Origin of the sequence: Acetobacterium tundrae, from assembly GCF_008086615.1 — a bacterium.
Classification (GTDB): domain Bacteria; phylum Bacillota; class Clostridia; order Eubacteriales; family Eubacteriaceae; genus Acetobacterium; species Acetobacterium tundrae.
In genome coordinates this window covers 47,834-63,758 of the sequence record NZ_RXYB01000019.1, presented here as the reverse complement: position 1 = coordinate 63,758, position 15,925 = coordinate 47,834, and the positions used below count along the sequence as shown (strand labels likewise).

The 15,925-nt window shown below is 38.9% G+C and carries 14 protein-coding genes and 1 tRNA gene; 4 read left to right on the top strand and 11 right to left on the bottom strand.

Annotated elements, in window-relative coordinates:
- The 3 genes from FZC40_RS13605 to FZC40_RS13595 all read right to left on the bottom strand — a co-directional run.
- Positions 1–1,585: FAD-dependent oxidoreductase (locus FZC40_RS13605; RefSeq protein WP_148605271.1), on the bottom strand; the 1,585-nt coding region annotated here is incomplete at its 3' end.
- Positions 1,586–1,597: 12 nt separating this feature from the next.
- Positions 1,598–3,892: a xanthine dehydrogenase family protein molybdopterin-binding subunit gene (locus FZC40_RS13600; protein WP_148605269.1), complete on the bottom strand. Its 2,295-nt coding sequence runs from the start codon at positions 3,890–3,892 to the stop codon at positions 1,598–1,600.
- Entirely contained in the window at positions 3,892–4,392 is a 501-nt protein-coding gene (locus FZC40_RS13595) for a (2Fe-2S)-binding protein (RefSeq protein ID WP_148605267.1), read from the bottom strand. The genes FZC40_RS13600 and FZC40_RS13595 overlap by 1 nt, the downstream gene beginning before the upstream one ends.
- A 188-nt stretch (positions 4,393–4,580) precedes the next feature.
- On the opposite strand from FZC40_RS13595, the gene FZC40_RS13590 reads away from it, so the two are divergent.
- Positions 4,581–5,255 (top strand): TetR family transcriptional regulator, encoded by a 675-nt coding sequence (locus FZC40_RS13590; protein ID WP_148605265.1) that lies wholly within the window; start codon positions 4,581–4,583, stop codon positions 5,253–5,255.
- Positions 5,256–5,353: 98 nt separating this feature from the next.
- Here the strand turns inward: FZC40_RS13590 and FZC40_RS13585 are convergent, their stop codons facing one another.
- Complete coding sequence (locus FZC40_RS13585) at positions 5,354–6,319, bottom strand: NmrA family NAD(P)-binding protein (RefSeq protein ID WP_148605263.1); 966 nt, start codon at positions 6,317–6,319, stop codon at positions 5,354–5,356.
- Between the two features lie 188 nt (positions 6,320–6,507).
- Here FZC40_RS13585 and FZC40_RS13580 point away from each other — a divergent pair, with 188 nt between their 5' ends.
- Positions 6,508–7,401 (top strand): LysR family transcriptional regulator, encoded by an 894-nt coding sequence (locus tag FZC40_RS13580; protein ID WP_148605260.1) that lies wholly within the window; start codon positions 6,508–6,510, stop codon positions 7,399–7,401.
- A gap of 227 nt (positions 7,402–7,628) precedes the next feature.
- Positions 7,629–8,297, top strand: coding sequence for a TetR/AcrR family transcriptional regulator (locus tag FZC40_RS13575; RefSeq protein ID WP_148605258.1), 669 nt, complete (start codon positions 7,629–7,631; stop codon positions 8,295–8,297).
- Here the strand turns inward: FZC40_RS13575 and FZC40_RS13570 are convergent, their stop codons facing one another.
- From FZC40_RS13570 to FZC40_RS13550, 5 genes are all read right to left on the bottom strand, one after another.
- Entirely contained in the window at positions 8,298–9,425 is a 1,128-nt protein-coding gene (locus tag FZC40_RS13570; protein WP_148605256.1) for a nucleotidyl transferase AbiEii/AbiGii toxin family protein, read from the bottom strand.
- Positions 9,426–9,434: 9 nt separating this feature from the next.
- Positions 9,435–10,184, bottom strand: coding sequence for a DUF6577 family protein (locus tag FZC40_RS13565; protein ID WP_148605254.1), 750 nt, complete (start codon positions 10,182–10,184; stop codon positions 9,435–9,437).
- 298 nt (positions 10,185–10,482) lie between these two features.
- A tRNA-Val gene (locus tag FZC40_RS13560) sits at positions 10,483–10,558 on the bottom strand.
- A gap of 53 nt (positions 10,559–10,611) precedes the next feature.
- Positions 10,612–11,316: a GntR family transcriptional regulator gene (locus tag FZC40_RS13555; RefSeq protein ID WP_148605252.1), complete on the bottom strand. Its 705-nt coding sequence runs from the start codon at positions 11,314–11,316 to the stop codon at positions 10,612–10,614.
- Complete coding sequence (locus FZC40_RS13550) at positions 11,316–11,960, bottom strand: cobalamin B12-binding domain-containing protein (RefSeq protein ID WP_148605250.1); 645 nt, start codon at positions 11,958–11,960, stop codon at positions 11,316–11,318. The genes FZC40_RS13555 and FZC40_RS13550 overlap by 1 nt, the downstream gene beginning before the upstream one ends.
- 228 nt (positions 11,961–12,188) lie before the next feature.
- Here FZC40_RS13550 and FZC40_RS13545 point away from each other — a divergent pair, with 228 nt between their 5' ends.
- Positions 12,189–14,177 (top strand): fructose-1,6-bisphosphatase, encoded by a 1,989-nt coding sequence (locus FZC40_RS13545; RefSeq protein ID WP_148605248.1) that lies wholly within the window; start codon positions 12,189–12,191, stop codon positions 14,175–14,177.
- 53 nt (positions 14,178–14,230) lie between these two features.
- Here the strand turns inward: FZC40_RS13545 and FZC40_RS13540 are convergent, their stop codons facing one another.
- Positions 14,231–14,959, bottom strand: coding sequence for an acyl-[acyl-carrier-protein] thioesterase (locus FZC40_RS13540; protein WP_148605246.1), 729 nt, complete (start codon positions 14,957–14,959; stop codon positions 14,231–14,233).
- A gap of 11 nt (positions 14,960–14,970) precedes the next feature.
- Complete coding sequence (locus tag FZC40_RS13535; protein WP_148605243.1) at positions 14,971–15,918, bottom strand: 3'-5' exoribonuclease YhaM family protein; 948 nt, start codon at positions 15,916–15,918, stop codon at positions 14,971–14,973.
- Between the last annotated feature and the right edge of the window lie 7 nt (positions 15,919–15,925).

Sequence of the window (15,925 nt, the reverse complement as noted above, 5' to 3'; positions counted from 1 at the left end):
CTCGTGAGGTCATTTGTGTTTCTTCGGAAACATCGATTAAACCGCGTTGATTTAACTGTACCTGATACTTTTCATCCAGAAAGGATAAATCAACCTGCTGACCCACTGCCATTAAAATGTTTTCAGCATTGACAATCTGGGTTTCACAATGGTCGTATTGAGGACTAAAGGCACCTTTTTCATCCCGGGTGGATGTACATCGTTTGAGTTCCATTCCTTTAAGAACACCATTTTCTTCAATGACTTTGCTCAAACCCCAGGAAGGCATAATAATGACGCCTTCTTCTCTGGCTCTTGCAATTTCTTCCCGACTGGCAGGCATATCACTTTCACATTCTAAGCATGCCATGGTGACTTTTTTAGCACCCAGTCGCTTAGCGGTGATGGCAACATCCATCGCGACGTTTCCACCGCCGGTTACCAGCACTTCCGAGCCGACCTTACCCTTCATCCATTCATTAACCTGGATCAGGAAATCCAAACCGAACTCAGTGAGTTCTTCTCCGGCGATTCCAATAACCGGTCGTTTCCAGGCCCCGGTTGCATAAAATACACTGTCATATTTTTCTTCTATTTTTGATACTTGAATATCTTTACCAATGGTTGTATTGGTAATAATATTGATTCCCATTTTCCCCAGGTTGCTGACGAACTTCCTGACAATGTCTTTGGGTAGTCGATAAGCTGGAATGGCGTACATCAACATGCCACCTGCTTCTTTTTTGGTATCGTAAATCGTGACGTCATTTCCAGCCCGACGCAGATAATAGGCTGCGGATAATCCGGAAGGACCGGCGCCGATAATGGCTACAGATTTCCCGGTTGAAGTCGCTGGTGCTTTAAAATACAAATCACTGTTTTCCAGAATGTAATCACCGACATATCGTTCGACGTTTCCGATGGCCACATCTTCGTCCTGACAGCCTCTGTTACAGCCATCCTGGCAGAAATGAGCACAGACACGGCTGGTAAGTGCCGGCATCGGATTGACTTCCATAATAATCTGGGCCGCCCCGGCGGTGTTTCCTTTTCTGATTTGCTCCATATAAGCCGGAATATCGGTGCCCGCCGGACATTCACCGGTACATGGTGAACGATGCGCCTTCATCCCGCCGAAAATTGAGTGGTAACGGTTATCACCTTGCAAGGCGTAACAAGTGTCGCCGCCTTTTCGGGAACAAACCAGACGTCCGCCGGCTTCATGAGGATAGCGATAAAACCAGCATCTCACATCCTGGCAGATATTTCCGCCAATGGTTCCCATATTTCGAATCAGTGGGGTTGCCACTGATTTTGCGGCTTCCACTAAAATGGGTGCTTTTTCCTTGACCACATCCGATTCGATAATGTCAATCAGTTTTGTCAAGGCCCCAATGGTTAAGGTTTGCCCTGCTACTTTAATCCCATCTGCATTTGGAATGCTTTTTAAATCAACCACTCTTTCGGGATACGCTGTTAAAATATCATCTTTCAGTTGTCCTAATAAATCAGTTCCGCCTGCAATGACAACGCTTTTAGTGGCTTCTTTTAACAACTCACTGGCCTGATCAAAGCTTTCTGCTCGTGTATGTGTAAAATTTTTCATCTTCCCGCCTCCTTACATTTTTCCTAAAGCTTTGAATATTACATTTGGCGTTGCCGGGTATTCTGCAACTTCTACCCCAATCGCATTGGAAATGGCCTGCATGGTTGCACTGGCTGCGGCCGCCCCGGAGATTTCTCCGACACCAAGTGCTTTAAACATAAAGGTATCGAATTGAGAACTCAACATCACTGTATCATATGTTGGGAATTCATTAAATGTTCGCCATTTATATTCAAGCATGTTATAGGTGAGCGGTCGTCCGGTAGCCGGATCTACAATGTGTTCTTCAAACAGGGCGGTATCCAAACTGGCTGAACCAATTCCCCCATGACATTGCATTTCCAAGGTAGCTGGATCGATGACTTGTCCGGCATCGGTGCCCCCTAACATATGAATGACTTTTACTTGACCGGTTTGTTTGTTAACTTCAACCTCCAGAAATATCATGAAAAAGTTAGGAGTAGAGAAGTTTTCGATGTGTCTTCCGTAACCGGTAATGGTTAAATCCGATGGAATCAATTGTTTCCATGAAACAAATTTTCCTGGTCTCGCTTTGGTAACAACTCCGTAATTTTCTAATTGCATGGCTTCCGGCGGAACTTCTAAATAAGGTTCAGCCAGTTCAAACAACTGTCTTCTGGCATCCGCTGCTGCATTACTCACAGCACGTCCATAAGTGATCGTACCCCGGGAACCGCAAAGGCCAAACCCGGTTGGATTTTGCATGGTATCCGGATCAGTAATCTGAACTTGTTCATAAGGAACATTCATAACTTCGGCAACCATTTTAGCTAAGTTGCTCCGTTGACCCATACCCGATTCGGTCACATTTACTTGCATGATCACATGAGCTTTTGATCCGAATAAATCAGGAGATACGCGTACATAAGCTTCCGTATTATCTTCCCCGACATCTGCATTTCCGATGATCCCGCAACCAACCCCGCGAACAATATTGCCGTCTTCCGATGTCCAGGTTGGTGTCCCCCAGCCTTTCCATTTTTCAGTCCATTTAAATTTTTCCGCTGAAGCTTCAATCGCTTTGGTATAGTCGATGGAATGAGCTTTCCATTTACGTCCGTCTCGCCAGATATATTCATCTCCGTCGGAAACGTAATTTTTCTTGTATACCTCGACTGGATCAAAATTCCCGGCCCTCATTGTCCGTCCAATTAGTAATGATAAACAACTGTTTAGCTCCTGTCCGCCATATCCGCGAACGATCCCGGCTGGCTGCTTGTTTGTAACCACTATATTAGTGTCCAAATCCCAGTTCTGGCATTTTGCCATCGTCAGCTGAGCTTCCCCAATACCAACCCCGACCTGACCTTGCGTTGCATTACAGAATGCTCCGGTATCTACCGTCCAGTCTGCTTTAACTGCCCGAACAATCCCGTCTTTATCCATTCCAATTTTGGCTTTAACCTGGCTTCCTAAGCGGGTTTCGTAGGCTGTCATCTGTTCAACTTTTGTCTGGAAAAACCGGACTGGTCGGTCCGTCACTTTTGATAATAACACTGCGGACATAACCGGTACCGTCAAGCTCTGTTTATTACCATAGCTGCCCCCAACATTAAATGTTTTGACCGTTAAATCAGAATCCGGGATAACGGATGAGTTTAATATTTTTAGAATATAACCACTTTGTGATGTCGCCCAAACCGTATAGTTTTCTGCCCCTTCATATCTGGCAATGGCTCCTGGCGGTTCTGGTGCAAGCGGGGCTGGCTTTTTATCAAAAGCTACCGTATCTTCTGCAATAAAAACACAGTCTTTAAAGCCTTGCTCTAAATCGCCTCTTTCCAAATGCCAGAAATCACCGTCTTTTTGGAAAGGCGGATAACCTGGACTCACAATATTGTGGTCAAATTCTTCATATAATTGGGGCGCTCCGTCTTTCAAAGCTTCCAGGCCATCCAACACATAGGGAAGGACTTCATACTCCACCTTGATTAAGTCAATGGCTTCATTAGCGATTTCAGTTGTTTCGGCCGCAACCAGCGCGACGGTATCACCAACATACATCATCTTTTGACCTAATACTGGTTTTTGTGGGGGCCAGCCCATTTTATAATCCTGGCTGACGTCTTTATAGGTTAAAACCGCATGGACTCCTTTTAAATTTCTAGCGGCTTCCACATCAATTTCTTTAATAAGAGCATGAGGATGAGGACTTTTTAATGACCGACCGAAAATCATTTTTGGCAGTGTGAAATCATCTAAAAATACCGCCTTACCTGTGACAATATCCTTCGCGTCTTTACGTTGGACGTTTTTTCCGATAAATTTATAATCTTTTGGATTCATTATTGTTTTACCCCTTTCGCAATGTCAGCAACTGCTTCCAATACATGATATTGGCTGATGCAACGACAGAAGTTTCCAGAAAGTGCTTGTTTAATTTCGTCATCTGTCGGTGTGGGATTTTTGTCTAATAATGCCTTGGAAGCCATAATAATCCCCGGTGTACAGTACCCGCATTGAAATGCATAGCGATCAAGAAAAGCCTGTTGCAACGGATCTAGTTCGCCGGTTTTTGGATCGGCCAGCCCTTCGATAGTTGTAATTTTTTTGCCATCACAGTCCACCGTTAAGGTCATGCATGAGGTGACCGCATTTCCATTAATAATCACCGTACAACAGCCGCAAGCGCCTTCACTGCAAGCTTCCTTTGAACCTGTTAATCTGAGTCTGTTTCTGAGTGTTTCTGATAACGTCTCACTCGCAGAAACCTGTCCGAATTTTGTGCCAACGGAAAAAGAATATTCAAAACCGTTTACATCAATTGTTACATCTTTGGTATCCATTCAGTTCCTCCACTTATTCAATTAATCAATCGTTTGATTAATTGAATTCTAATCGTTTGATTAATTTTTGTCAAGCCTTTATTTTAAACAATTTAAAGACTTTCATAAAATCATGTTATCCAAATTTTATAGATCTTTTTAAAATTTAATGATACAATACAACAAAATATATTGATAAGGAATTTTAAATGGAATCATTTGAACTCAACGAGGAACAAACATCCCGTGAAAAATTATTGACCGCAGGCGTTTATCTTTTTGCACGATTTGGCTATAAAGGTACATCCACCCGGATGATTGCCGAAACCACCAACTTGAATATTGCAACCATGCACTTTCATTTCAAAAACAAGGAAAACTTTTATAAAAATGTGATTGCCCATGTAGAAGATCAAATTAAATCTAGATATTCTAATTTCACACAAAAAATAGATGATTTAAAATCAGAACCGGTACTTGCCAAAGATTTGATTTGGCAATTAATTTGTGAATTTATTGATTTGCAATTGGATATTACCTTTGACGAGACTGAGTCTGACATTTTTTTACTCCTTTCAAGGGAACAACTTTACGACTTCGATGAACTGCCACTGACCCAAATCATTTTTGAAAAGGCTGAAAATAGCCTGACTTTTTTATTGACCCATTACTATGACACCCTACCCATTGAAAAAGCCATCGTCCTGTCGCGATTAATTAATGGTGCCCTGGTTTCTTATGGTGACCATGCTACTTTTTTATCCACATCCCCGGTTTCCCACTCCCTTTCTAAATCATTTATCAAAGATAGCACTAGGGATTTTGTTCTTAATGCTATCGCTAATTATCCAACTGAAAAAGCGGTATTTGTAGCATCATTCTAAAATTTCTCATAAAAAAACACAGACCTTACTTTTATAACCAGGTCTGTGTTTTTTTAACTAAATTTTTCTGTGCTCACGTAGTATTGTTAAGCTTTCACTTATTGAACTTTTCCTAAATCCCAATAAGTCGTAATATTTTCTTTCCATACAAAAGAATATTTTTCTAATAATTCTTTCGGATTCATGGGTTTATTCCCAGTGAGAATCTCAACTGTATCTGTCTCCAGTGCCATTAAACCATCCCGAATACCGGATTCATTGGTCACCATATCATTGGCACACCATGGCACCGGCGACTTCGAATAATTACCGTGGGAGGTACGAGGAATATAGATTGAATCCAAATAATCGTAATATTCTTCTTCATTCATGGTGATGTATTCATAATTCTTACCGGATATCGCATTGATCAACTCGCAAATTTCATGTTCACTGACTAATTGACCGGTTACATCATACCCTTTGTTGTTCTCACCTTTGCCCAACAGCAAAGCTGTTGCCACCCGACCACTATCATCTTTTGCAATAAATGTCGCTTTCCCATCACCGGCAGTGGTCACCCAACGATTGTTGTCCAAGTTCGCCATCATAACAGAATTAAGCAAATAGTTTTCCAGATAAAGACTGTTTCTCATAATATTGTAATCGACACCTGTGCTGATTAAATATTCTTCGGTTGCGGTGTGATCCGGCAATACATATTGTTTGTATTCCGGGCGGTTTGCACCAAAGAATGAGGTGTAAGTAATATGTTTGACCCCCGCTTCAATCGCCGCGTCGATTACATTTTTATGTTGTTGTACACGTTCTGGTCCGATGATAACCCCTGACACAATGTAAATTCGGTCTCCGCCTTTAAAAGCTTCAGTCATTTGTGCCTTATCATCATAATTTGCCTCTTTTATGATAACGTCTTTTTCTTCCCAGTCTTTCGTTCTTTCTGGTCGTAAACGATTTAAATCCGGACATGTAAAAATAAGTTGATCTCCAGATACTTCTTTTAACATATTGGAAGCTACTCTTCCACCTAATTGTCCATCTGCTCCTGTAACAATATAACGCATGTTTTACCTCCATTAGTGGTGATTTAAGAGATTAATCAAATAATGAACTCGAGTTGCAATCCCAATTTGAACCATTCCTTTAATTAATGTCTTCATTGGTGACAGCATAACATGGTTTTTATTGGAACTGAAATTGAAATATGTTATCATTAATAAAAAATGCTTATAAATTCAGGAGGTAACGATTCATGCATATTAAACAAATCGAATGTTTTGTTCATTTGGCTGAAACCCTTAATTTTTCCAGAACTGCTGAATTTTTGTTTATCACCCAACCCACAGTTACCCATCAGATAAATAGCCTGGAAGATGAACTCGGATTAAAATTATTCGTCCGAACCAAACGAAAAGTCGAACTGACTCCGGCTGGTATTTCTTTTTATAATGATATGAAAGAAGTGCTTACAAAAACAAACATCGCCATTGCCAAAGCGAAGCAATTCGCACACACATTTGAATCGAACATATCCATTGGCTATGAGGGAAATGTAGAAGTTAAGTATCTTCCCGCCATTCTAAGAGCCTTTAGAGCTAAGTTTTCTCATGCCCATATCTACTTAAAAATAGCTGATCACAAAGAGAAAAGAAATCTGTTTACCAATAATAATTTTGATTTGATTTTCGCAGTAAAGGAAAGTATTGATGATCTTTCGGATGCAGTTTATGCAGAGCTCTTTACCGGAAGCTTCGTCTGTGTTTTGCCGAAAGACCATCCATTAGCCAGCAAAGCCATGATAAAAATTGATGATCTGAAAGATTATTCTCTGATTCTCCTGGACCCAATGAAATGCCCGACTGAAATGGCCCGAATCCAAAAAGATATTCAAATAAAATGTCCGACTTCCACCATTTATTTTGTGGATCATCCGCTCATCAGTTATACCATGATCAAAGGACAACTAGGGATTGCCGTTATGCCTGACTTTGTCTGTCCAGAGGATTCGGAGCTTGTCATTGTTTCCACTGAAATCACGGATATCATTTCATATGGCATTGTCTGGCATAAAAACAATCCACGTTCTGAGATAAAAGGATTCGTGTCAATTACCAAAGAAATTTACAAACGGCAAAACACGGATTAAGAATGTTTTATATTAAATAATAAAAAAACTTATCCGTCTGGAAAGATAAAGGTGCTATTTGGGATAAAACTAACACCGCATACTTTACACTGAATATCTTCTGGATCGATTAAACGGCGATAAAGTGTAGTGCTCACTTATTTAATGTCCATTCCTTTACTAAATTGATTTCTGTATGCTATACTTATTTGGTTATTAAATAATTACTTAAAGTTCAAGGAGTCACGATGAGCACTAACGATATAATTGAAGATATATCAACAAAGGAAAAATTATTGCAGACCGGAATGTCCGTCTTCGCAATATATGGTTATCATGGAACTACGACGCGGATGCTCGCATCTTCTGCCGATGTTAATCTGGCAACGATACATTTTCATTTTGGAAATAAGGAAACCTTCTATCACAGTGTTTTAGATTATGCCGCCATGCAGGTTTCTTTATTTTATGATCCACTTTACAACGAATTGCAAGATTTTATTAACAGTGCCAACAGCCAAAACAAAGATAATGTATTGGACAAAATCTGTAAACTTATCGAGCTACAAATGCATGCAGCCATTGATTTGCCAACTCCTGATATTATGAAACTATTATACTGGGAACCCTTTTCCTTCCCAGGTTCTCTTGGTCCTATTTCTCAGGTTGTCTATAATAAAGCAGAATTAATGCTTGCAAAACTCGTGATGATTTATATTGATAATTTGGATTTTGAATCGGCAATGATGCTCTGTCGAGTCATCAATGGAGGCATTATTTCTTTTGCTGAACACCCAGCCTTTGTCAAGCCACAGAAAGTTTATAATTCAAAAGAAGAATGGCGTGCGTTTGCAAAACAAATGATTAGTAATTTTATGTTAAACGGCATAAAGGCAACCAGCAATTATGAGGCTTAATCATTTAATTCTATGTATTTCCAAATTTTTATTAGCCGTTATCTCTGAAACATTCTTTTCGAGAATTTCAATGCTTTTGTACCAATAAAAATATGCTTCCGGATCAAACTTCATTATGGTTCTGAATTTTTTATATTCAGGATTCTTAATTTCCAGTGTCCTCAAATCGATCGTCTCATCAAACCGTTCAACTACAAATATGTCATATTTGATCAGCAGTGACAGGTATGCAGCTTTGGAAGCACTGTTCACAGCACTTTCCACAATATAATTCTTTGAGAAAATATAGTCTTTTATCCTGTTGACACCTGTCTGCAATAAAGCAAAGGTTGGTTTCTCAATGCGACCACGCTCACCAATGATTCTTGAAGTCTGAAAAACATCATCAAGAACGTCCTGATAGGTGCATTTGCCATCCATTTCTCGGTAAATTAATTCTTGCTGGACCATCAATATAAATGTATCTCTCACTACTTTTATATTTTCCATTTTGTCAAATAAGTTGGCCACATCAAACAGCTGTTTAATAATTTCTAATTCCTTATCTTTCCCGTAAGGAATTCCCATTGTGTTGGGAGCATAAGCAGTTAACTTATCCCCCAGAATACAATCAATGCTGGGTATATTGACCAATCTGAGTGGTTCTTGATAATCAATGAATTTACAGTTAATGTCTTTCTCAATAATATCAACATAATGACTCTTTTCAAACAGCACATCCAGTAGAACATAACTCTCAGTCTCATCTAATGCTGACGTATAAAAAAACTTATAATGAGCCTTTGGCACATCGTTACTTCCTTTTCTGGTATTTTCTTCAAATCGATTAAATATAGTGCTTCGTTCAACGATCTGCGACAGAATTGTAAACAGGTCTTCCTCATTTTTGTTGTTCTCTATGATGATATCAATATCAATTGAAAATCGATGCATTTCATCCAATAGGAGCAATAAAGCTGTGCCGCCTTTAAAGATAAACGATAAATCAGTTTGCGTTAAATTTTCAAGAAGGTGCAGTGCTTTTGTTACTTTTTCAATTAATGCGGGATCCGCCTTTCTCTTTCCGTGTTTGTATTGATTGCTTATTTTCTGAATCCATTCTTTGGTAAAGGTATTGTTCTGTATCATTTAGTCACCTCAAATATATATTTCATTCTGATCGATTTCCGTCTCATCTTTTAGAAATATTAAAAACCGCTCTTTTACTTTTCTTTTCGTTGCATATCTGTTCAGCGTGGACTGATTAATGCTAAAGGTCTCAAAAAAAGCTTCGTAAATATTTTTTAATTCCCCACCCTGATAGGTAACATACAATTGATCCTCCACAAACAGGTCGACCATTATTTTTTCAATCCTGGGTATGCTGATATCTTCTCTCATTTCAACTTGTGATTCGGCAACCAAGTTCTTAACAATGATATTGGCTTGTCCTGTGGTCATATAGGTTTTTATTTCGTGTTTACCAGGATTCAAGAATACATTTTTCATGGATTCCTGTAAAAATGAAAATACCGACGGCACCGCATCTTTATCGACTTCAATAATAATATTTCGGGTGAGTGGTTGATGCACCATGTAATCATTCAACCAGCTTGTATCCCATATGCTTATTTCACTATAAGGAAATTGAGCCTTGATCTTCTTGTATAAATTCTTCAGTTGCCTGTCTATAGGAGGGGTAAAGTTATTTTTTCTTTCTACGGTATACAAACCTCTTTTTAAACTACAAATGACATTTTCTTTTTTCAAATTAGAAACTCGCCATCTAAAAGTCGTTTTTTTCAAAGTTGGTTCTTCTTCCAAATAGAATCGATAGAGTTCATCGCTTGTAAACGGCCTATTTCCAAAGGATTTTCTCACTTCATCAATTTTTAATTTATCGTTCATTTTATTTCATCTCCAATTTAGCATTCCCAACAAACGGGGCCTTTTTAATTTAGGCCCCGTTTGTTGGTTTTCCTTTATGTGTAAATTATAGTCTTCAAGTCTTAAAAAATCAAGAGAAATAAAAAGCCAACAATTGGGGCATATTCTATAGAGCTTGCTGGATGCAACAGCCGTATACGACCGATGCCTTGATGCCCGACTACAAGCCAAACACAGCAGTTCTTGCATTACAAATTTATGTTAAAAATATTTTAGGGCATAAAAAAAACGCCTCGTATCGGCGTTCATATGCTAAAAGTGGTGATCCCGATTGGACTTGAACCAACGACCCCTACCATGTCAAGGTAGTGCTCTGCCAGCTGAGCTACGAGATCACTTTTACTGCTTGCTAATTTTACATGATTCTTTTCAAAAAGTAAAGTCTTTTTTAGAATGTTGTTTCCGCAAAGAGCGTGAAGTAATTTCTTTTTATATAAAACTCATTGTAACTGATTGGCATGCCGTCTTCCATTGAAATAATATTTTGAGATACCAAGAAGCAACTTTCATCATGATCGATTTTCAAACTTTCGCGGACTTCCAGTGGCGGATGGACAATATCAATGTTCAAGATTTTTTTAAGCTGAAATTGAAGTTTTCCCTTTTCCATGATGCCGTGAAAATTCGCAAAATTAATAACATCTTCGACAATGGGGTTTCCCTTTTGGTAAGGCAGATAAATCGTTGAATATTGAATGACCTCATCTTTTATCTGCACCGCCTTTTGAATCTTTATAACCTTTTCAAAAGAGCCTATTTTCAGCTCCCGCATAAGCTTTCTTCCTGGGGTAATAACGCCAACGCTGACTAATTTTACTTCTTCAATTTCTCCTTTTAAACTGTCAATTTCATCAAAATAAAACTGATATTGATTTGATGACGGTTCGCACACATAATTTCCTTTTCCGGGAATCGTATAAATATATTTCTCGTTGACTAATAATGCCAGGCTTTTTCGCAGTGTTGTCCGACTAACATCATATTGGTCAGACATTTCATTTTCTGAAGGTAACAGATCCCCAGGCCGCAGCATTCCTTTTTCAATTTTTCCTTTAATATCATTAACGATATCAAGATATAAAATTTTTTTCATCACTGATCACCTATGCATTGTTCCAGCCATTTTTTGCATATATTGACACCTTCAATGGCGTCACTGGAATAACCATCAGCTCCAACATATTTTGCATAATCCGTTCCTGCTAAAGCGCCGCCCAAAATAATTTTTAAATCCTGACGCAGCCCCTGGGCATTGATCTCATCAATGACTTCTTTAATATTTTCGACCACTGAAGTCAATATACCGCTGATTCCAAGAATCGCCGGTTGTTCTTTTTTGATAACTTCAATAAATTTTGCGGTCGGCACATCTGTCCCCAGATCCACCACTTCAATGCTCTCTGCTCTTAGCATACTGACAAAAATGTTTTTACCCACATCGTGAATATCGTCAAAAACAGTTCCAACCACAATTTTACCCAAACTATGTCCATTGATCAATTGGGGATTATCCATTCTCATCATTTTAAGGAGATTTGATACCAGTTCACCGGCCATGATAAGATCGGCGATATAGTACTCCCCCTCTTCGTATCGAACTGCAACGCGTTGCAACGCATAATTCAATTGATTAGAAATTTCTTTTTTGTCTTTTCCTAATTCAAGCGCTTTGGCAACCAGTTTCATTGCACGTTTTTCGTCAATGGCTTCTATTGCAGAAATAATTTTTGTTTCCATCATTTTTCACCTGTTTCACTTGTTTCAACTGTTTAAATGCAAAATTATAATTTGTCTCAATCACTAAACTGCAAGTTTATTATTATAATTTATTTTACCATGGAATAATATATTTGTCTTTATTAACGCGACTTATTTTTTTATGGCTTTTTAACCTTTTCAAGTGTATAATTGGGTCGTAAACATTTACAGTTTTTTAATTTTAAATTTAAGTTTAGAGGTCATTTTATGAATGGTTATACCAAAATACAACTTCAAGAAAATCAAAAATATTTAGAACTTTTATCCCAAAGCTTTCCCAATATTACCACGGCTGTCGGAGAAGTGGTTAATCTTAAAGCAATCCTAAATTTGCCCAAAGGCACTGAACATTTCTTAACTGATATTCATGGCGAACATGAAGCCTTTAATCATGTGATGCAAAATGCTTCCGGTACCATCAAACGCAAGGTACACCAGGAACTTGGAAATACCATTGCTTTTGAAGAACTCGAAGAATTATCAACTCTTATTTATTATCCCGAAGAAAAAATTGATTTAATTAAGCGTGAACGCAATCAGGAATCGATGGATAACTGGTATAAACTTACCATTTATCGGTTAGTCACCGTCTGCCGTGCGGCTGCTTCAAAATATACGCGTTCTAAGGTTAGAAAGGCTCTTCCTAAAGATTTTGCCTATATTATGGAAGAACTTCTCCAAGAAGATGAACACCGTTTTAACAAAAAGGAATACTACAATGAAATCATTGCAAGCCTTGTGAAATTGGACCGGGCGCAGCATTTTATTGTGGAAATCTCTGGTGTTATCAAGCGATTAACCATTGATCATCTTCATATCATCGGGGATGTCTATGATCGTGGTCCCGGTCCGGATGTGGTCATGGATACGTTGATGCAGCACCATTCTCTTGATATTCAATGGGGTAATCATGATATCCTCTGGATGGGAGCTGCCGCCGGCAATCCCTCCTGTATCGCCAGCACCGTCCGGATTGCGCTGCGCTATGCAAATATGGACGTCATCGAGGATGGCTATGGCATTAATCTGGTTCCGCTTGCCTCTTTTTCAAACCGGGTTTACAGAGATGATCCCTGTCTTGATTTCATTCCAAAAATTACTGAAGAGCAGCATACTTCTGATCAGGAAATCGCACTCATGGCAAAAATGCATAAAGCCATTTCCATCATTCAATTTAAATTGGAAGAAGCATTGATTGATAAACATCCTGAATACCATATGGAAAAGCGCCAACTACTAAGGTGCATCGACTTTGAAAATGGCACAGTTACCGTTGAAGGCGTCGTTTATCCCTTAAATGACAGCAATTTCCCCACTCTGGATCCGAACAATCCCTGTGAATTAACTGAAGAGGAAGCCCAAGTGGTGGATCGCCTCGTTTACGCCTTTCTCCACAGTGAAAGGCTTCAAAAGCACATTCACTTTATGTATGCCAAAGGCAGTATGTATAAGGTTTTTAATGACAATTTGCTGTTTCATGCCTGTGTTTTGCTTAATAATGATGGCAGTTTTAAAACCATCCGACTCTGCGGAAATGATTATTCAGGAAAACTTCTGATGGACAAATTTGATCAAATGGCAAGAGAAGCATATTTTGGCAGCACTAACTCTGATCATACTGAATCAGACATTCTCTGGTTTCTATGGTGCAACGAAGACTCTCCGCTTTTTGGAAAAGACAAAATGGCAACTTTCGAACGATATTTTATTGATGATAAAACGCCCCATAAAGAATACTATGCGCCCTTTTATATTTTAATTGATGATGATGATATCCTGGCTAAAAAAATACTCATCGAGTTTGGCGTTGACCCCGAGGAAGGACATTTGATTAACGGACATATTCCCGTTAAAATAATTTCAGGAGAAAGCCCAATTCGGGCAAAAGGCAAACAGCTTGTCATTGATGGTGGTTTTGCCCGGGCTTATCAGAAAACAACTGGAATTGCGGGTTACACCCTTGTTTACAACTCATATGGTCTGATTTTGATCAGCCATGATCCCTTTGAATCGGTGGAAAAAGCGATCGCCGATGGTGTTGACATCAATTCAACTTTATCGGTTGTTGAAAAATCAACCGAGCGAAAAAGAGTTCGGGACACTGATAATGGCAAAGCGCTGATGTCTCAGGTTGAAGATCTTGAAATGCTGATTTCCGCCTATCGTAAGGGGATTATAAAAGAGAAACTGTTTTAAAATATATAAAAAGGACGATTACAAAAGAAATTTTGCAATCGTCCTTTTCTATTCTAATTCAGTTTCAATTCCAGCTGACAAAGCAATATATTCTCCTGGTTAACAATATCGACACGATACAGTTTTTCGTTTAGTTTTTCGCATAAGGCTTCAATGGTATCGCCATAAAAGCACTGGGCTTTATAAGCGATCTTTGCTTCCGCTAAATCCATTGTTGCTGCCATTTCCATGGGCAAAACTTCGATGGCCCAGGCCAGATATTTAACATGGTTAACATGTTTATTGAAATCAATATCCAAGAAACGCACATTGAAGGTTTTTGCATAGTCTACCTTTTTTATTTTAGCAATCTTCTTAAATACCGGCTCACCTTTTTCATGACAATCATAAACATCAAATTGCGGATACTCATCCATGCGTTCCATTTTATCCGTTTCACGATTGACCAACAGCCATTGGGTATCGGCGATCACCATCACCTCGCCCTTTTCGTCTTCAAGGGTAAAACGTCGAATGGCACAGTATTTATCCATACCGATGGCCCTCGTCGTGGCGATGATTTCGTCTTTATAACGAGGATACTTATTAAACCGAATGACATATTTTACTAAAAACCACGCCAGATGATTTTCTTTTAAAAATTCACTTCCGATTTTCAAATCATCGCCCTGGTTTGTTGATACCTCCTGGAAATAATTCATTGCCGTCGTTGGCAGCATCTTTCCAGCATAATCCGATTCATAGCATGTAATTTTTCTTTGTTCTGACGCAATGGTGCTCATTATTCTGTCTCCTATTCAAAACTTCTACGGTATAAACTGATTCCATCAAGACTCCAATTTGGCTCTGTAAAAGTTCCTGGTTCAATTCGTCCAAGAGCCTGATCCATTGTGTACATGCGAGCATCAATCATATCGATGTGATGCAGCAGTTCCGCCTCTGGAAACATCGGTTTTTTAGGACTTCCATACTCAGGCTGGTAATGATGAGAGAGGATCATATGCTTTAAGAGCATTAGACATTCCGGATCGGTTCCCAATTCCTTGCCGACAATTTCAAGATCAACAATTTCCTGAGTAATATGTCCCAGCAGTTTTCCCTCTGGTGTATAATCTGAAACTGATCCATTTTCATCGGATACCATTTCATTTATTTTTCCAATGTCATGGAGGATGATTCCGGCATAAAGCAAATCCTTATTAATAAACGTATAGATTCCGGCTAAACTCTTGCCGATTCTTAGCATCGAATAAGTATGATACAGCAATCCGCCTTTGATGGCATGATGGTGTTTTTTTGCAGCTGGGAAATATGACAAAAATCCAACATGATCGTTGAAAATTCTTTGCGTGATGTCTTTGATATCCTTATTCGTAAAATCATCAATGGCATCATTGACATAACCAATCATTTCATCCGTATCAACCGGAACCGTTTCGATGTAATCATCAATGGACACCTCATCATTTTCATTCACCAAACGCATTTTATTCACAATCAGCTGAAGCCGATTATTGAATTCCTGAACTTTTCCTTTGATTTTCACCAGCTTTCCATTGATAAAAATCGCTTCATCTTCTGGCTTTACGTCCCATTTTTTGGCATCAATTTCGTCAAAATTCGCATCATTTAAAACCATATTGAAATATCGGCTCCCGTTTGTAGCCGTTTTTGTCATCTGTGACTTTATAAACAAAAAGCCAACATAATCCTGACCTTTTTCTACTGATTTAATTTCCAAATTATTC